The organism is Herminiimonas sp. GW821-FHT09C12 (assembly GCF_059416385.1).
Map to the genome: position 1 here is coordinate 419,572 of NZ_JBWKPC010000001.1, position 17,696 is coordinate 437,267.

General features: G+C 51.3%; 21 protein-coding genes. 15 read left to right on the top strand and 6 right to left on the bottom strand.

Features of this window, described 5'->3' with window-relative positions; all coding sequences use genetic code 11:
• Nucleotides 1-10 precede the first annotated feature (10 nt).
• Together AC07N2_RS01950 and panD are read right to left on the bottom strand one after the other, a co-directional pair.
• Nucleotides 11-1,609: a Re/Si-specific NAD(P)(+) transhydrogenase subunit alpha gene (locus AC07N2_RS01950; RefSeq protein WP_494776768.1), complete on the bottom strand. Its 1,599-nt coding sequence runs from the start codon at nucleotides 1,607-1,609 to the stop codon at nucleotides 11-13.
• A gap of 124 nt (nucleotides 1,610-1,733) precedes the next feature.
• Nucleotides 1,734-2,093, bottom strand: coding sequence for an aspartate 1-decarboxylase (panD, locus tag AC07N2_RS01955; protein ID WP_494776769.1), 360 nt, complete (start codon nucleotides 2,091-2,093; stop codon nucleotides 1,734-1,736).
• Between the two features lie 366 nt (nucleotides 2,094-2,459).
• Here panD and AC07N2_RS01960 point away from each other — a divergent pair, with 366 nt between their 5' ends.
• The 10 genes from AC07N2_RS01960 (at nucleotide 2,460) to bfr (ending at nucleotide 9,628) form a co-directional block, all read left to right on the top strand.
• On the top strand, nucleotides 2,460-2,948 hold the full coding sequence (locus AC07N2_RS01960) for an NUDIX hydrolase (protein ID WP_494776770.1): 489 nt from the start codon (nucleotides 2,460-2,462) through the stop codon (nucleotides 2,946-2,948).
• Complete coding sequence (mnmA, locus tag AC07N2_RS01965; protein WP_494776771.1) at nucleotides 2,941-4,059, top strand: tRNA 2-thiouridine(34) synthase MnmA; 1,119 nt, start codon at nucleotides 2,941-2,943, stop codon at nucleotides 4,057-4,059. Before AC07N2_RS01960 ends, mnmA begins: the two co-directional genes overlap by 8 nt.
• A 132-nt stretch (nucleotides 4,060-4,191) precedes the next feature.
• Entirely contained in the window at nucleotides 4,192-5,820 is a 1,629-nt protein-coding gene (locus tag AC07N2_RS01970) for an FMN-binding glutamate synthase family protein (protein ID WP_494776772.1), read from the top strand.
• A 243-nt stretch (nucleotides 5,821-6,063) separates the two neighbouring features.
• The gene (hemP, locus tag AC07N2_RS01975) at nucleotides 6,064-6,276 is read left to right on the top strand and encodes a hemin uptake protein HemP (protein WP_231949314.1); all 213 of its coding nucleotides are present in this window, start codon (nucleotides 6,064-6,066) and stop codon (nucleotides 6,274-6,276) included.
• Between the two features lie 79 nt (nucleotides 6,277-6,355).
• Nucleotides 6,356-6,676, top strand: coding sequence for a hypothetical protein (locus tag AC07N2_RS01980; RefSeq protein ID WP_076592441.1), 321 nt, complete (start codon nucleotides 6,356-6,358; stop codon nucleotides 6,674-6,676).
• 102 nt (nucleotides 6,677-6,778) lie between these two features.
• The gene (locus AC07N2_RS01985; protein ID WP_494776773.1) at nucleotides 6,779-6,994 is read left to right on the top strand and encodes a (2Fe-2S)-binding protein; all 216 of its coding nucleotides are present in this window, start codon (nucleotides 6,779-6,781) and stop codon (nucleotides 6,992-6,994) included.
• 11 nt (nucleotides 6,995-7,005) lie between these two features.
• Nucleotides 7,006-7,692, top strand: a complete 687-nt coding sequence (locus AC07N2_RS01990; RefSeq protein WP_076592443.1) for an energy transducer TonB — start codon at nucleotides 7,006-7,008, stop codon at nucleotides 7,690-7,692.
• A gap of 14 nt (nucleotides 7,693-7,706) precedes the next feature.
• A complete protein-coding gene (locus AC07N2_RS01995; RefSeq protein ID WP_494776774.1) occupies nucleotides 7,707-8,435 on the top strand; it encodes a MotA/TolQ/ExbB proton channel family protein in 729 nt (242 codons plus the stop codon).
• A complete protein-coding gene (locus tag AC07N2_RS02000; protein WP_494778095.1) occupies nucleotides 8,435-8,845 on the top strand; it encodes an ExbD/TolR family protein in 411 nt (136 codons plus the stop codon). The genes AC07N2_RS01995 and AC07N2_RS02000 overlap by 1 nt, the downstream gene beginning before the upstream one ends.
• Before the next feature lie 309 nt (nucleotides 8,846-9,154).
• On the top strand, nucleotides 9,155-9,628 hold the full coding sequence (gene bfr / locus AC07N2_RS02005) for a bacterioferritin (protein WP_494776775.1): 474 nt from the start codon (nucleotides 9,155-9,157) through the stop codon (nucleotides 9,626-9,628).
• A gap of 88 nt (nucleotides 9,629-9,716) precedes the next feature.
• Here the strand turns inward: bfr and AC07N2_RS02010 are convergent, their stop codons facing one another.
• Nucleotides 9,717-10,325, bottom strand: a complete 609-nt coding sequence (locus AC07N2_RS02010; RefSeq protein WP_494776776.1) for a glutathione S-transferase N-terminal domain-containing protein — start codon at nucleotides 10,323-10,325, stop codon at nucleotides 9,717-9,719.
• 198 nt (nucleotides 10,326-10,523) lie between these two features.
• On the opposite strand from AC07N2_RS02010, the gene purB reads away from it, so the two are divergent.
• The 5 genes from purB to AC07N2_RS02035 all read left to right on the top strand — a co-directional run bounded on the left by purB (nucleotide 10,524) and on the right by AC07N2_RS02035 (nucleotide 14,290).
• Complete coding sequence (gene purB / locus AC07N2_RS02015) at nucleotides 10,524-11,891, top strand: adenylosuccinate lyase (RefSeq protein WP_494776777.1); 1,368 nt, start codon at nucleotides 10,524-10,526, stop codon at nucleotides 11,889-11,891.
• A 102-nt stretch (nucleotides 11,892-11,993) separates the two neighbouring features.
• Complete coding sequence (locus AC07N2_RS02020; RefSeq protein ID WP_494776778.1) at nucleotides 11,994-12,518, top strand: cytochrome b; 525 nt, start codon at nucleotides 11,994-11,996, stop codon at nucleotides 12,516-12,518.
• Nucleotides 12,519-12,543: 25 nt separating this feature from the next.
• Nucleotides 12,544-13,119 (top strand): YceI family protein, encoded by a 576-nt coding sequence (locus AC07N2_RS02025; RefSeq protein WP_494776779.1) that lies wholly within the window; start codon nucleotides 12,544-12,546, stop codon nucleotides 13,117-13,119.
• A gap of 77 nt (nucleotides 13,120-13,196) precedes the next feature.
• Nucleotides 13,197-13,766: a YceI family protein gene (locus AC07N2_RS02030; protein WP_494776780.1), complete on the top strand. Its 570-nt coding sequence runs from the start codon at nucleotides 13,197-13,199 to the stop codon at nucleotides 13,764-13,766.
• Nucleotides 13,767-13,840: 74 nt separating this feature from the next.
• Entirely contained in the window at nucleotides 13,841-14,290 is a 450-nt protein-coding gene (locus AC07N2_RS02035; protein ID WP_494776781.1) for a MarR family winged helix-turn-helix transcriptional regulator, read from the top strand.
• Between the two features lie 66 nt (nucleotides 14,291-14,356).
• Here the strand turns inward: AC07N2_RS02035 and secF are convergent, their stop codons facing one another.
• From secF to yajC, 3 genes are all read right to left on the bottom strand, one after another.
• A complete protein-coding gene (secF, locus tag AC07N2_RS02040) occupies nucleotides 14,357-15,301 on the bottom strand; it encodes a protein translocase subunit SecF (protein ID WP_494776782.1) in 945 nt (314 codons plus the stop codon).
• A gap of 123 nt (nucleotides 15,302-15,424) precedes the next feature.
• Nucleotides 15,425-17,284 (bottom strand): protein translocase subunit SecD, encoded by a 1,860-nt coding sequence (secD, locus tag AC07N2_RS02045; RefSeq protein WP_494776783.1) that lies wholly within the window; start codon nucleotides 17,282-17,284, stop codon nucleotides 15,425-15,427.
• A 79-nt stretch (nucleotides 17,285-17,363) separates the two neighbouring features.
• Nucleotides 17,364-17,642 (bottom strand): preprotein translocase subunit YajC, encoded by a 279-nt coding sequence (gene yajC / locus AC07N2_RS02050; protein ID WP_231949433.1) that lies wholly within the window; start codon nucleotides 17,640-17,642, stop codon nucleotides 17,364-17,366.
• Between the last annotated feature and the right edge of the window lie 54 nt (nucleotides 17,643-17,696).

Consider the following 17,696-nt stretch of genomic DNA (forward strand, 5'->3'; position numbering starts at 1 on the left):
TGTGGTCTCCTTAATTCTTACGGAACATATCAAGCATGCGACGGGTAACAGCAAAGCCGCCGAACATGTTGATTGCGGTCAAAGCGATGCCAGCAGCAGCGAGACACTTAATCAGCAGCTCGGGACGTGCCATACCATCAGCCAGCGGAGGAGCGACCTGCACCAACGCACCGATCACGATGATCGACGAGATGGAGTTGGTAACGCTCATCAGAGGCGTATGCAATGCCGGAGTAACATTCCAGACCACCATGTAACCAATGAAGCAACCCAGTACGAACACGGTCAAGTGACCGAGGAAAGCGGTAGGTGCACCATAGCCAATCAAAGCGAACAACAAGGTCGCGAAGACAAACATTGTGACTACACGCTTAGGTGAGGAAACTGTAGTGCTTGGGCCATGACCGTGCGCCGGCGCTGGCGCCGCAGCTGGTTTGGCAGCCGGAGCAGCCACTTGTTTCAGCGGTGGAGGCGGCCAGGTTATGTTGCCTTCCTTGATGACTGTCAGCCCACGAATGGCTTCGTCTTCCATGTTGACGTTGATGGTGCCATCAGTCGTCTTTTTACCTTCAGCGTCCTTGCACAGCTCTTCGGTCAGACGCAGCAGGTTTGTTGAGTACAGCGTACTAGCCTGCTTAGGCAGACGGCTCGGCAGGTCGGTGTAACCAACGATGGTCACGCCATGCTTCACCACAACCTTGCCTGGTTCGGTCAGTTCGCAGTTGCCGCCTTGCTCGGCCGCCATATCGACGATCACGCTGCCGGGTTTCATGGACTGAACCATTTCGGCGGTGATCAGTTTCGGAGCAGGTTTGCCCGGGATCAGCGCGGTGGTGATGATGATGTCGCATTCCTTGGCCTGTTGGGCGTACATCTCACGCTGCGCAGCCTGGAAGCCTTCGGACATGACCTTGGCATAGCCGCCGCCGCCCGAACCTTCTTCGTCATAATCGACCTTAACGAATTCGCCGCCCAGCGAAACAACTTGATCGGCCACTTCGGCACGAGTATCGTTGGCGCGCACGATGGCGCCCAGGCTGGCAGCCGTACCGATCGCAGCCAAACCGGCCACGCCAGCACCTGCGATAAATACTTTAGCCGGAGGAACCTTGCCTGCAGCCGTGATCTGGCCGTTGAAGAAACGACCGAAAGCATTGGCAGCCTCGATGACGGCGCGATAACCACTGACACCGGCGGTGGAGGTCAAAGCATCCATCTTCTGCGCGCGCGACAGCGTGCGTGGCAGCGAGTCCATAGCCAACACGGTAACGCGCTTAGCCGCAAGCTGCTGCATCAATTCAGGATTCTGTGCCGGCCAGATGAAGCCGATCAGGGTGCTGCCTTCGCGAATCAGACCGACTTCCTCGGCACTTGGAGCGCGCACCTTGAAGACGATATCGGACCCGGACCACAAGTTGGCAGCGCCTTGCACGATCTGTGCACCGGCAGCGCGGTAAGTATCGTCGCTAAAGTTGGCGTCGTCACCGGCGCCGGATTCTACGTTAACGGAAAAGCCGAGTTTGATCAGCTTTTCAACGACTTCTGGCACAGTGGCCACCCGTTTTTCCCCGGGGAATGACTCCCGTGGTACCCCTATAACTAAAGACATATAACATCTCTCATAGTTTGTTTAAATTCTGTTTGATCGCCACGACCAGCAAACGAATAAAAACCCGGCTCAAGCAGCCCTAAAACGGCGCGACCGGGTTTCTAATTACTACGACTGCCTATCGCTATTTTTTCAATCCGGCGAACTTATTCTTTTCATCGACAAAGACAATCTTCGGCACATAAGTCTTGGCTTCTTCGTCTGCCATAGAGCCGTAGGTGCAAATAATCAGCAAATCACCCAATTGCGCGCAGCGTGCAGCAGCACCATTGAGCGAAATTTCACCACTACCTTTGGCGCCTTTAATGGCGTAAGTGGAGAAACGCTTGCCGTTATTAATGTTGTACAACTCAATTTTTTCGCCGACAAGGATGTCCGCTGCCGTCAACAAATCCTCGTCAATCCCGCACGAGCCTTCGTAATGCAAGTCGGCCTGAGTCACCGTTACGCGGTGGATTTTCGACCTGAGCATGACACGTTGCATTTTTTATTCCGTTTCGTTACTTAAAACATCACCTCAACGCCAAAGCCCGGCGAAGGCAATCAATTAATTATGTGGTTCATGGCCCTGCGCTTCCACTAATGTGAGGCAGTAAACCATACATTCCTGCAGCGGGATCTCCGCTCAGCAGCAGGGTAATTGCCCGGGTCGGGCCAACGCCTGCTAACTTCCGTAGGGGTTTTACAAGGAAGCGAATTGATAAGCATAAAGCCAAATGCCCACCATGGCAAAGATAAAGATGAGCAATCTTGACCTGACTCATTTTATTACAATATTTCCTGTGGAGGAAACATTGCCAGCAACCTTCTCTGGTGCGCGCTAGAATAGAGGGTTATTCCGAGAGCCAATATGCCTGATATCTGGAAACCATCTGTTACTGTTGCGGCCATCATCGAACGTGATGGGTACTTCCTGCTGGTAGAAGAAGAGACCAGTGAAGGAATTCGCTTTAATCAACCTGCCGGCCATCTGGACCCGCACGAATCACTGGAAGAAGCAGTGATCCGTGAGACGCTGGAAGAAACCGCACACGATTTCACGCCTACCGCACTGGTTGGCATGTATATGTCGCGTTACGTTTCTGCGCGCACCGGCCACGATGTAACTTATTTAAGTTTCAGCTTTTGTGGTGAAGTCGGTGCCAAACACGACCAGCCGCTGGATGTCGGCATCCTGCGCGCCGTCTGGATGAACTACGACGAATTGGTCGCGTGCCAGGAAAAACATCGCAGCCCTTCCGTATTGGCGCGCGTGGACGACTATCTGGCCGGGAAACGCGCACCACTATCGCTGCTACAAACGGATCCGTCCGTCTATGAGGTAATTAGTAATGGCTAAAAAACGTGTCGTCATCGGCATGTCCGGCGGCGTCGACTCGTCAGTTTCAGCATGGCTGTTGAAAGAACAAGGTTACGAAGTGATCGGCCTGTTCATGAAGAACTGGGAAGATGACGACGATTCTGAATACTGCTCGACGCGGCAAGACTGGATAGATGCCGCCAGCGTAGCCGACGTTGTTGGCGTCGACATCGAAGCCGTCAATTTCGCATCGGAATATAAAGACCGCGTCTTCGCCGAATTTCTGCGCGAATATCAAGCTGGTCGCACGCCGAATCCCGACGTGCTGTGCAACGCCGAAATCAAATTCAAAGCTTTCCTCGATCACGCGATGCTGCTCGGCGCCGACATGATCGCCACCGGCCACTATGCACGCGTACGCGAAGTCACTTCTGGACCAAACGCCGGTCAAACCCAGTTATTAAAAGCAGTGGATGCCAGCAAGGATCAAAGCTACTTTCTGCACCGATTGAATCAAGCGCAATTGTCGAAAACATTATTCCCGCTCGGCGAAATCCATAAAACGGAAGTGCGCAAGATCGCAGAACAATTGAAATTGCCGAATGCGACGAAGAAAGACTCCACCGGCATCTGCTTCATCGGCGAACGTCCATTCCGGGAATTTTTGAATCGTTACCTGTCCTACCAACCAGGTCCGATGAAAACACCAGACGGCGTCACCGTCGGCGAACACGTGGGCTTGAGTTTCTATACATTAGGGCAACGCAAAGGCATAGGCTTGGGCGGCATGAAAGCGCACAAAAACATCGATGGCAACAGCGAGCCTTGGTACGTCGCGCGCAAAGATGTTGCGACGAATACTTTATATATCGTGCAAGGGCACGATCATCCGTGGTTGTTATCGTCCGAACTGAGTGCAGGACAAATGAGTTGGGTCGCAGGCAGTCCGCCTAGTGAAGAACAGGTTTCGGCTAAAACGCGCTATCGACAAGCTGACGTTGCCTGTTCTCAGCACGCAAGCACTGATAGTTTCTCTCTTGCTTTCGCCACCCCACAATGGGCGGTGACACCAGGACAATCTGCCGTTCTTTATCAAGGCGATGTTTGCCTTGGCGGCGGAATCATCAATACATCGTCTACGCCAAGCTAACCGCCGACAATACAGGAAATTAGCTAGCCGTACGTAAATCTCGTCGGCTAGCCACCAGAAAATTTCCACTCCACGTTGTACACTGTCCGGCAATTCATCTGCCCTGCGGCAGATATTCTGTCTGGAGAAAAAATGCGTTTGTTTCCAATCGGTTATCTCGCCCTTGTAGCATCCGGGCTTCTCTTCATCCTCTCCCTGATCTTTACGCCGCAACACGATAATGTCTGGTGGCTGGTTGCACTCTTTGGCCTCTTGACCGTAGTCGGCATCAGCGATGTATTGCAAACCAAACGCGCGGTACTGCGCAACTACCCTATCCTCGGTCACTTCCGTTACATGTTTGAATCGGTGCGCCCGGAGATACGTCAGTATTTTCTCGAAGATGACGCCGAAGCAAATCCGTTCTCACGCAATCAACGCTCCTTGGTGTATCAACGCGCCAAGCAAGCGATCGATAAGCGCCCATTCGGCACACAAATGGATGTCTATCAAAGCGACTATGAATGGATCAATCACTCCATCGTGCCAGCGAAAGTGGGCTCGCACGACTTTCGCATCACTGTTGGCGCCGATCGCGCGCAACCGTACTCAGCCAGCATATTCAATATTTCTGCGATGAGTTTTGGTGCGCTGTCCGCTAATGCGATTCGCGCCTTGAATCAAGGCGCGCAAAAAGGCGGCTTCATGCACGACACGGGTGAAGGCAGCATCAGTCGCTATCATCGTCCGGACGATGCGAATGATACCGGCGGCGATTTAGTATGGGAGATAGGCTCCGGTTATTTCGGCTGCCGTAATGATGATGGCAGTTTTTCACCAGAGAAATTTGCGATCAACGCCAATCTGCCGCAAGTCAAAATGATAGAAGTCAAACTGTCGCAAGGTGCCAAACCTGGTCACGGCGGCGTCCTACCTGGCGCAAAAGTATCGATCGAAATTGCGACCGCACGCGGCGTGCCGCAAGGTGTCGATTGCATTTCACCGTCGTCACACTCAGCATTCGATACACCCATCGGCTTGCTGCACTTTATTGAGCAGCTACGTAATCTGTCTGGCGGCAAACCGACCGGCTTCAAACTGGCAGTCGGTCATCCATGGGAATTCTTCGGCATCGTCAAAGCCATGCTGCAAACCGGCATTACGCCCGACTTTATCGTGATTGATGGCGGCGAAGGCGGCACTGGTGCAGCGCCGGTTGAATTCACCGATCATGTCGGCGTACCTTTGCAGGAAGCATTGCTACTCGCGCACAACACATTAGTCGGCGCCAAGCTGCGCGACAAAGTAAAGATAGGCGCATCCGGCAAGATCGTGACCGCATTCGATATCGTACGCACACTCGCACTTGGTGCGGACTGGTGCAATTCGGCACGTGGCTTCATGTTTGCACTCGGCTGCATACAATCACAAAGCTGCCACACCGATCGCTGCCCAACTGGTATTGCAACGCAGGATGCATTGCGCCAGCGCGCACTCGTCGTTCCTGATAAAGCTGAGCGCGTCGCCAACTTTCACCGAAACACACTGAAAGCACTCGCTGAATTAATTGCAGCAGCCGGCTTACAGCACCCATCCGAACTCAAGCCACATCATCTGGTACGACGCGTATCAGCCAATCAAGTCAAACTCGCATCCGCGCTGCTACCCTATCTTGAAGTCGGCCAATTACTGACTGAGGCAAACCCAGGCAGCGATTTACCCGAGGTATTTGGCAAATACTGGCCCATTTCGCAGGCAGAATCGTTTCACCCGATACGCTGACTCCAGCAGTACTTACCCCCTCAAACATCCGCCTTATCTGCGGCGACCATATAGTCGCCGCAACCCTCCTTTTGTTAAGAATTCGTTTGTTTTCCCTCTCAGGAATAGTCGCTTAACAACTTTCATTGCCGTGATCACCACAAATTCGATTTATTTAGCATCTGGCCATGCAAACCCTCGCGAAAAAACTTGCAATCTGCGGCCAAATGCCCAATAATCTAAACACGAATTGTTCTCATTTACATGAAAAGGTTGATCATGGCGATCTCGGCACCACGTGACGCACAGGAAAATGCTCCTCCTGCTCCACGTAATAACGCTGCAATGGAACAGCCAATAACACGCATCAATAGTCGTGATTTGTTTCGACAAATGCGCGAAGTGGAAATTGCACATGAAGGACGGATTTACCGCCTTCGTTTAACGCAGTTGAATAAATTGATTTTGACAGCATAACTAGCATCATCGATTCGCAACTGAGCCAGCCCGTGCCAGACTGCACTAGCCAGCCAAACCAACCCAAAAGGAGAGTTTGATGGCAATCGAAAAAACGGAGCAAGTATTACAAGAACCAAACGCAGCGCCGGCTCAACCAGAATTATTAGTTTCAGCCGTGTTGCACTTGATGTCGCATTACACCGCGAACAATCAGGAAAGCAGTTCGTGCATCAAGCTGGCCTCAGTCATTGAGCGACACTTGAAAGCACTGGCCGATCTGCCCGATCTGGCACCAGTGTTACGCGCGACATGCCAGCAGTTATCGGAACAATGGGCGATGGTGGTTGAACGGGCAATGCCGCAACCAGAGAAATTTAAATTGTTTACGCGCCTCGTTACTGGAGCACGCGTTAATTGATGTAAAGCCGCGAAGTGCAATCAGACCACCGGCATTTGGAACCTTAGACTTAGTGGCATTTTTTGTGATTGTTACCTACAAAGAAAGTGGCAAGAGGCATCGATGATTGTTTGTGTTTGCAGCAATGTTTCCGAACGAAAAATCCGTCAAGCAGTTGATAACGGAACAACGTCGATGACGCAATTGCGTAATGAATTGGAAGTTGGCACTTGCTGTGGCAAGTGCCACTCCTGTGCCAAACGCGTTCTGCGCGAATGCCTTGCCGACGCTCGCCCATCTCACCCTATAATGTTTCACCCTAACGCATTGGCCGCATAAGCAATTTCTTTATGAACGCAACAACCACCCAGTCGTCAGCACCGCTTTTACCGCCTCTCTTATCACAGCAACTCAGACGATTCGGACCTCTGATCGCAATCATTGCGATCCATATCGCTTTGTTTTACGCATTGCGTAGCGGCCTGGTACATCAGGTCGCTAAAGTATTGCCGCGCGAAATCTTCGCCAACTTCATCACCGAACAACCAGCGCCGCAGCCCAAGCCGCAACCAGCTGAACCAAAAACCGTTCCAGTCGTGAAGAAACAAGAGACACGCCCAACGCCACGTCCGGTCGTGACCGAAGCGCCGTCACCACAAGCTATTACTGAAACCGCCGCACCAACGCCTCAATCGAATGAGCCGCCATCGCCTCCTGCGCCAGCAGCACCATCCGCGCCGTCGGTTCCAGCCACACCAAAATTGATTTCAGGCGTTTCTTACATCAATGCACCGCGCCCGGTTTACCCGCCGCTCGATGCGCGCATGGGTAATGAAGGCACCGTCACTTTGCGTGTGCTGATCAATGAAAAAGGTCGCGCCGAAAAAGTAGAAGTTCAGAAGTCTTCAGGCTCATTGCGCATGGACGATGCAGCACGGGATGCCGTGATGCGCGCATTATTCAAGCCTTATTTGGAAGACGGGAGACCAGCTCCTGCCTACGCAATCGTACCAATTAATTTCACGCTAAATAGATAAAAGAAGGAATCATCATGGAAGTCAGTCCGTACGGTTTAGAGAGTTTGTGGGCGCAAGGTGACTTTGTCACCAAGGGTGTAGCGGTGTTACTGGTCGCAATGTCGATTGCGTCGTGGTACGTCATCGTTACCAAGGCACTGCAACTTTTCCAATATCGCAACTCCGCAAGTGCAGCAGGACATGAGTTCTGGGATGCAACCGATTTGAAATCAGGCATGGCAACTCTGGGCACTGGCAATCCGTTTGCCGCGATTGCAGAAGCTGGTGTAACCGCAATGGAACATCACGAAGCACACAAAGGTCATCTGCACGACGAACTGTCGGTCAGCGACTGGATCACGCTGTCACTGCGTCAAGCCATCGACGAAACACAGGCCCGCCTGCAAACCGGCATGGCCGTCTTGGCATCCGTCGGTTCAACAGCACCATTCGTCGGCCTGTTCGGTACCGTATGGGGCATCTATCACGCACTGGTTGCGATTGGTACGTCCGGTCAAGCAAGTATCGACAAAGTGGCCGGCCCGGTCGGTGAAGCACTGATCATGACTGCGCTCGGTCTGGCAGTGGCGATTCCTGCAACCTTCGGCTACAACGCACTGGTTCGCGGCAACAAATCAGTGATCGCAAAAATGAATAAATTCGGTTTCGATCTGCACGCATTATTCGTTACCGGTGCGCGCGCCAAAGATGCTGGCAGCAATGCAAGCGGCTCCAAACTGGTTGCTGTCGTCGGAGGTAAATGATGTCCATGGGTTCTCTGTCGGATGACGACGATTTCAATCCAGAGATCAACACCACGCCGCTAGTCGACGTGATGTTGGTATTGCTGATCATCTTCATCATGACCATCCCTGTGATGAACCATGCAGTGAAGCTTGATCTGCCTCACGCTGCAAACCAGCCTAACGACGTCAAGCCGGAAACGATCAATGTATCGATCGATGCCGCAGGACAGGTTTACTGGAACAATGTGGAACTGGATCAAACAGAAATGCTATCGCGCATTGCTGATGCAGCAAAAGTAACGCCACAACCGGAATTGCATCTGCGCGCAGATCGTCTCACACCGTATGAAAAAGTCGCACAAGTCATGGCTGCAGCACAGTCCGGCGGCCTGACAAAAATGGGCTTTGTGACCGAAGCACCGAAGTAATCACTCACCTGCGAACAGGCTAAAAACCTGCTCGAACAGACCTGAAAAAAACGCGCTTAGCCACTCGCTACAGCGCGTTTTTATTTGCCCAATCACCCTCGCCCTCACGCCACACCATTTCCCGCAAACCCGCGCCCAGCTTCACTTTTGCAATCGAAACACGAATGATTCCAGTTAGCAAAATGAAGGCAAAATGATCATAAATTGGACATCCTGGGCTATCATGTGCGTTCTTTGCTGACCGAGCACGCTGACAACAGATCGTCAGATGCCCAGCAGCCCATTTTCAACATCACTTTCGAGGCTCCCATGAAAGGTGACAGCAATATCATCAAGCTGCTCAATGCACAGCTTACAAACGAACTGACCGCAATCAACCAATACTTCCTGCATGCACGCATGTACAAGCACTGGGGTTTTGAAAAGATCGCGAAGAAAGAGTACGAAGAATCCATCGGCGAAATGAAACATGCCGACAAACTGATCGATCGCATCTTGATGCTGGATGGCCTGCCGAATTTGCAAGCACTGCATAAATTGATGATCGGTGAGAACACACCGGAAATGCTCAGCTGCGATTTGAAGCTGGAAAAACTGGCGCAAAAAACAGTGAAAGAAGGCATCGCAGCATGTGAAGCCAGTAGCGATTATGTTTCGCGCGAACTGTTCCAGTACATACTGGACGACACTGAAGAGCACATCGACTGGTTGGAAACGCAACTCGATTTGATCGAAAAAGTCGGCATCCAGAATTACCTGCAGACACAAATGGCAGGCGAATAAATACCGGTAGTAACGCTGCAATGCTCAATGCAATCGAGCATGAAAAAGGGACGCTAGCTGCGTCCCTTTTTCATTTCCGATGCACCACTTATTTTGGTGGTGTTTCCTTGAACGATGGACGTTCAGATAATTTTTCCAACAGCTTCTCCAAATTTGGATATTCGCTACGCCACGAGATTTCCGGGAAGCGGAACGACAGCCATTCCAGCACGCAACCAACTGCAACGTCAGCCAGCGTGTATTGATTGCCAGCGCAAAAAGCCGTGTCTTTCAAACCGACTGACATCGCCTTCAAACCATCATTGACCTTCCTGGTTTGACGATCTATCCAGGCTTGACTGCGTTGCTCAGGCGTACGCAGAGTGTGCTCCAGACGCAACAACATGGCAGCATCTGCAACGCCGTCAGCCAGCGCTTCCCAGCATTTGACTTCGGCACGTTCGCGGCCGTGAGCTGGGATCAATTTACCAACAGGTGTCAAAGTATCCAGATATTCGACTATCACACGCGAATCGAACATCGCGCCGCCATCTTCCATCACCAGACATGGCACTTTGCCTAGCGGATTGGATTCTTGAATCGTAGTATCAGCACCCCACACGTTTTCAAGAACGAAATCGTAATCGATCTTTTTTTCCAACATGACAACACGCACTTTACGTACGTAAGGGCTGGTAAGGGAACCAATCAGTTTCATAGATGCTTTACTTCTAAAATCGGAAGGCGATTATAACATCGGCAAAAACTGAAAAACCGCTCTACCCATTGCGTACAACAACCCATATCCGGGCTTCAAGTCGCGCCAAGTGGTAGAATGTCGTCTTCCTCAATTTGCGCCGTTTTTGTATTTTCGGCAGCTTTTCCATCCACGTCATTGCGCTTGTCGCCCTTCATCATGCCTCTTTCCATGCTCTCCGCCCTTTCTCCATTAGACGGCCGTTACGCCACTAAAACCGATAAATTGCGTCCGATTCTGTCCGAATCCGGCTTCATGCATCATCGCGTGAAAGTGGAAATTGCATGGCTGCAAGCATTGTCGGAAGCCGGCTTTGCAGAAATCAAACCGTTTTCTGCCGGCGCCAACGCACTGTTGAACAAGCTGACGACCGATTTCACAGAAGCCGATGCACAACGCATTAAAGACATCGAAGCCGTTACCAATCACGACGTCAAAGCGGTTGAATACTGGCTGAAGGAACAAGTCAAAGACGTGCCTGAATTGGTCGCAGCAACCGAATTCATTCACTTCGCCTGCACGTCCGAAGACATCAACAACACATCGCACGGCATGATGCTCAAAGCTGCACGTGACACCGTGTTGCTGCCATCGCTGCAAGGCTTGATCAGCAAGCTGACACAACTGGCACACGACAATGCAGCGGTGCCTATGATGTCGCGTACGCACGGCCAGCCAGCCAGCCCGACTACGCTCGGCAAGGAAATGGCCAACGTCGTTGCACGCCTGAAACGCGCAGTTGATCGTATCGCAGCGGTAGAAATTCTCGGCAAGATGAATGGCGCAGTCGGCAACTTCAATGCGCATTTGTCCGCATACCCAAATACCGACTGGCAGGCATTCTCGAAAGGCGTGATCGAAAACCGCCTCGGTCTGACTTTCAATCCATACACAATTCAAATCGAACCGCATGACTACATGGCGGAACTGTTCGATGCGATTGCACGCACCAACACCATCCTGCTGGATTTGAACCGCGATATCTGGGGCTACATTTCGCTCGGCTATTTCAAGCAATCCACCAAAGCTGGCGAAATCGGTTCTTCGACCATGCCGCACAAGGTCAACCCGATCGACTTCGAAAACTCCGAAGGCAATCTGGGCATGGCTAACGCCGTGTTGAAACACATGGCTGAGAAGTTGCCTGTTTCACGCTGGCAGCGTGATCTAACCGACTCCACCGTGTTGCGCAATATCGGTGTCGGCTTCGGTTATGCCTTGCTGGCATACGACAGCTGCCTGCGCGGCTTGAACAAGCTGGAAGTCAATCCTGTGCGCATCGCACAAGATCTGGACGAAACATGGGAAGTATTGGCTGAGCCGGTACAAACCGTGATGCGTCGCTACGGCATCGAGAATCCGTATGAACAATTGAAGGATTTGACCCGTGGCAAAGGCATTTCGAAAGAAGCTCTGCAAGTATTCATCGCCACCTTGGCAATCCCGCAAGAAGCCAAAGATCATTTGATGGCCATGACACCAGCCAATTACATCGGCTACGCCACCAAGCTGGCAAAAGAAATCTAAATGCGAATCAAGCTGCAGGCCGCATGAAAATGCGCCGCCTGCAGACTTGATTTTATTTTGCTATATTAGTCCTAACTTGAACTAATAAGCAAAAACCCACTTATGCGTAAATACACGCTGACAGCCATTGCGCTGCACTGGCTCATGGCGGCACTCATCATTGCCACCTTCCTGCTGGGCCTGACCATGGTCGACATTCCCGGCCTGACTCCTACCAAGCTCAAATATTTCTCCTGGCATAAATGGCTGGGCGTCACCGTATTAGGCCTCGCCTGTCTACGTCTGCTGTGGGGCATCACACATCCTGCGCCACCACACCCCGGCAATATGGCCGATTGGCAAAAGAAAGCTGCGCGCGTATCGCACGGCTTGATGTATTTACTGATTTTTGCCGTACCACTTTCTGGTTATTTTTACAGCCTGGCCGCTGGCGTACCTGTGGTTTATCTCGGCATCGTGCCACTGCCCGTCTTGATCGGACCCGATCAAGAATTAAGAGCTGTGCTCAAGCAAGTGCATTACGCATGTAATGTCACATTACTCATCGTCTTTTGGCTGCACATACTGGCCGTACTGAAGCATCAATTCATAGATCGCGATCGCACGCTGCAACGCATGCTTCCGTGAATTCATTTTTATCGAAAGGATCACCATGTTCGTTAGTTCACTTTCCAGCAAAACCACACGCTGGCTAGCCATCGCCAGTGTTTGCGTAGCCTTGCCGGCTCTTGCGGCCACAGTACTGAAAACTGATGCAGCAAAAAGCAATGTCACCATCACATTCAAGCAACTGAACGTACCGGTCGATGCGAAGTTTAAAAAATTCAACGCACAAATTACCTACGACAATGCCAAGCCAGAAACCTCCAAAGCCAATGTTGACATCGATGTCAGCAGCTTCGATTTGGGTGATCCGGAATACAACAAGGAAGTCCTGAAAAAAGAATGGTTTAACGCTGCACAATTCCCTAAAGCGAGTTTTGTTTCCAGCCAGATCAAATCTGGCGCAGCAGGCAAACTGGATGTCAGCGGCAAGCTCACCATCAAAGGTAAAACCACTGATGTCAGCTTCCCTTTGACTGTGAAAAAAGAAGGTACCAATCAAGTATTTGAAGGCGTATTGCCGATCAAACGCCTGACCTACAGCATAGGTGAAGGCGAATGGAAAGACACCAGTATGGTGGCCGATGAAGTCACGATTAAATTCCGCGTCGTCACGACGCAATAAGCAGCACGATTTGCCGTATGTATCGCAGCACAAACGCAACAAAAAGTAATTAACTTACACAACACAGGAGCCATTGAATGAAATCCAAACTTGCACTGATTTGCCTGCTCACCGCCGGCGCGACTTCCGCTTTCGCACAAACCTATACGATCGACCCTAGCCATACTTACCCAAGCTTTGAAGCCGATCACATGGGCATCTCGGTATGGCGCGGCAAGTTCGACAAAACCAGCGGCACCGTCACGCTGGATCGCGCAGCAAAAACCGGCTCGCTGGATATCGTCATCGATGCCAACTCTATCGATTTCGGCCATGCCAAAATGAATGAGCATGCAAAAAGCAAGGATATGTTCAACGTAGAGAAATTCCCTACTGCTGTCTACAAAAGCAAATCCTTCAAGTTCGATGGCGACAAACCGGTGGCAGTTGAAGGCGAGTTGACCTTGCTGGGCGTGACCAAACCAGTGACACTCACACTCAACAAATTCAAATGTATCCAGCATCCAATGTTGAAACGTGAAGTCTGCGGTGCCGATGCATCCGCTGAATTCAACCGCGGTGATTTCGGTCTGAACTATGCTTTGAACTACGGCTTCTCACCTATCGTCAAACTGGCGATTCAGGTAGAAGCAGTAAAAGCTGACTAAGCAAATGACGTAAAACACTGAAAAAGCCGACGTCATTTCACGTCGGCTTTTTAATGTAAACACTGAGTATTTTTATGGCTGAACGATATCTCCGCAGCATCCGATTACTCGCTGAATGCTTCCACGCATTCGAGCGTCAGGCTGGCGCAAACATCCGCTGCCGCACCGGACTTACACCACCACAGTTCGACATCATTGCGACGCTGGGCAATACCTGCGGCATGAGCTTCAAGGAACTGGGCGAAAGAACACTGATTACCAAAGGTACATTGACTGGCGTAGTAGATAGGCTGGAAGAAAAAGGCTTGGTCGCTCGCGTGACACAACTGGAAGACAGACGCAGCACATTGGTGCGCCTCACCCCAAAAGGAGAAGCCGAATTCGAACGCGTATTCGCGCCGCAAATCGCCTTCGCCAAACAACCATTTGCGAGCTATGACGAACAGGATTTTGAAGCATTGGAGAAAGAACTAAGCAAGCTGCATGCGAACCTGACCGGACACGAACCGAAATCAAAATACTGATTTTCTGAAGCTTGGTATAGACAATAAAAAAGCCGGCATCTGCCGGCTTTTTTGTTTGTGCGTTATTTAAACTACCGCGCCGTCATGCTCATCTTTTTCCTTGATCGGTTTGATCAAGTCTTCACGCTTGACGCCCAACCACATCGCCAATGCTGCTGCCACGAACACGGAAGAGTAAATACCGAAGCAGATACCGATCGTCAATGCGAGCGCAAAGTAATGCAAGGTCGGACCACCAAAGAACAACATGGACAAGACCATCAACTGTGTCGAGCCGTGCGTAATCATCGTACGTGAAATGGTACTGGTAATTGCATGGTTCAACACGTCAGCTGTTGCCAGCTTGCCGAAGCGACGATCACGGAAGGTTTCACGTACACGATCAAATACAACCACCGATTCATTGACCGAGTAACCGAGTACCGCCAGCACCGCTGCCAGAACCGTCAATGAGAATTCCCACTGGAAGAAGGCGAAGAAGCCGAGAATAATCACCACGTCATGCAAGTTAGCCAAGATGGCTGAGACCGCATATTTCCATTCGAAGCGGATCGCCAGATAGATCATGATGCCGATCACCAGCATTCCCAGTGCCATCAAGCCGTCATGCGTCAACTCCTCGCCGACTTGCGGCCCGACGAACTCCACACGCTTCAATTCAACCGTACTGTCCTGTGCTTTCAATGCACCGATGACGCGTTCGCTGATTTGCGCCGAATCGACATTTGGCTGCGCCGGTAAACGTATCAATACGTCTTGAGCAGTACCGAAGCTTTGCACCTGCATATCAGCATAGCCGAGTTCAGTCAGCTTGCCGCGTACGCCTTCGATGTCGGCTGGTTTGGAATAGGCAACTTCCATCACCGTACCGCCGGTAAATTCAATCGACAGATGCAAACCACGATGCAGCAGGAAGAACACAGCGGCGACAAATGTCAGTGCGGAAATGACGTTGAAAATCAACGCATTGCGCATGAACGGGATATCTTTTTTGATGCGGAAAAACTCCATCACTTTCCTCTCATGGCGACCGCTTGATGTTGTCGCGATAACGCGTCATCCAGCGGTCTATCTAAATACAATTCAATCAGGTACGACATGGTGCGCAAGCTATGCGCACCGTGGAACATTCAATCAGGCAGTCGGTTTCCAGACTTGACCGATAGAGACCGATGTCAGTTTTTTCTTGCGGCCGTACCATGTATTGACTAAACCGCGCGATACAAACACGGAAGAGAAAATCGAGGTCAGAATACCCAGGCAATGCACAACAGCAAAACCGCGCACCGCGCCAGAGCCGAAAATCAACAGAGCCAAACCGGCGATCAAGGTTGTGACGTTGGAATCGAGAATGGTTGCCCATGCACGTTCAAAGCCCATCGCAATCGCGGTCTGCGGTGCATGACCCGCTCGCAGTTCTTCACGTATCCGCTCATTGATCAGCACGTTGGCGTCAATCGCCATACCTAGCGTCAGCGCAATCGCGGCAATACCTGGCAAGGTCAATGTCGCCTGCAGCATCGACAACAAGGCAATCAACAACATCACGTTGACCGCCAGTGCAAACACGCTGAAGAAACCGAATGCGCGGTAGTAAACAATCATGAAGATCGCGATGGCGATGAAGCCGTACAGCGTTGCGTCAAAACCTTTCTTGATGTTCTCTGCACCGAGTTGCGGTCCGATTGTGCGTTCTTCGATGATTTCCATCGGAGCTGCCAGGGAACCGGCACGTAACAGCAAGGCCAAGTCGCTGGCTGCTTCAGCCGAACCCATACCGGTGATCTGGAAGCGTGCGCCCAATTCATCACGAATCGTGGCAACGGTCAGAACTTCGCCCTTGTTCTTTTCAAACAGAACAATCGCCATCGACTTGCCTACGCGCATACGGGTAGCTTCACGCATGCGACGACCACCGTCACCGTTCAGATCGATACTGACTGAAGGCTGATGATTTTGATCGAAGCTGGCGGATGCACTGGAGATGTATTCACCGGTAATGATCGGATCTTTATACAAGACCACAGGTGCATTCTTGCCGACCTTGAACAGTTCGGAGCCGAACGGAATGGCTGCAGTTTCTTCAGTACCACGAGTAACCGTTTCATCGACCAGACGTACTTCCAGAGTCGCTGTCTTACCGATAATGTCTTTCGCACGTGAAACGTCTTGTACACCTGGCATCTGTACCACGATGCGATCTGCACCTTGACGCTGAATCAATGGCTCGGTCACGCCCAATTCATTGACACGCTTCGACAGTGTGGTGATGTTTTGCTGTACAGCGTCTTCCACCGTTTGTTTCAATGCAGCCGGGTTCAAGGTGCCGACCAATTTGAGATCTTCACCACTACCAGCGTCAGTCAGCACCAGTTCACGCAACTCACTAGTTAACAAGGTGCGTGCCTTGCTGCGTGTATCTGCATCGCGGAACAGGATTTCAATATTGTCACCACTGCGCGAGATACCGGCATGGCGAATATTCTTGTCGCGCAGGATGCTGCGTGCGCTGGCTTGCAAGCCGAGTACACGCTTGTTCATGACAGCCTTGGTATCGACCTGCATCAGGAAATGCACACCACCGCGCAAATCGAGACCCAGATACATAGGCGCTGCGTTCAGGCTTTGCAGCCAGGACGGTGTATTTGGCAACAGATTGAATGCCACCAGATAAGTTGGGTCTTCAGGATCGGCATTCAGTTCTTTCTCAAGGACGCCCTTGGCTTTGAACTGAACATCGGTATTGGCGAAGCGTACGCGTACGGTACCTTGCGTACCTATTGTTTCGTAGACTATCCCATCGTAAGGGAGACCGTCTTTCTTCAGTAACTGCTCAACCTGAGTCATCAGGGAACTGTCTACTTTGACGGTAGCCTTGGCACTGCTGATTTGCACCGCTGGCGACTCACCGAAGAAGTTCGGCAAGGTATACAACACACCCAACAACAGTGCGACGGCGATCGTAATGTACTTCCAGAGGGGATAGCGATTCATATTGATTCAGGGTTCGGGGTGGAACGTCAGACAAAAATCAACCCCACGTCCGACCAGCGGAGGTGGGGCATTTAACCCATTACAGCGATTTGATCGTACCTTTTGGCAACAAGGTCGTCACTGCACTCTTTTGAATGACCAGCTCGGTACCGTCTTGCACTTCCAGCGACAAGTAGACGTCGGAAACTTTAGTGATCTTGCCCAGTACACCACCGACTGTGATGACTTCATCGCCACGTGTTACTGCTTCGATCATCGCCTTGTGTTCTTTTTGACGTTTCATCTGTGGACGTATCATCAGGAAGTACAGCACGATGAACATCAAGATGATAGGCACGAATTGGGTCAGGTTGCCCATGATGCCGCCAGCGGCTGTTGCAGCGTAAGCGTTGGTAATAAACACGTGAATGCT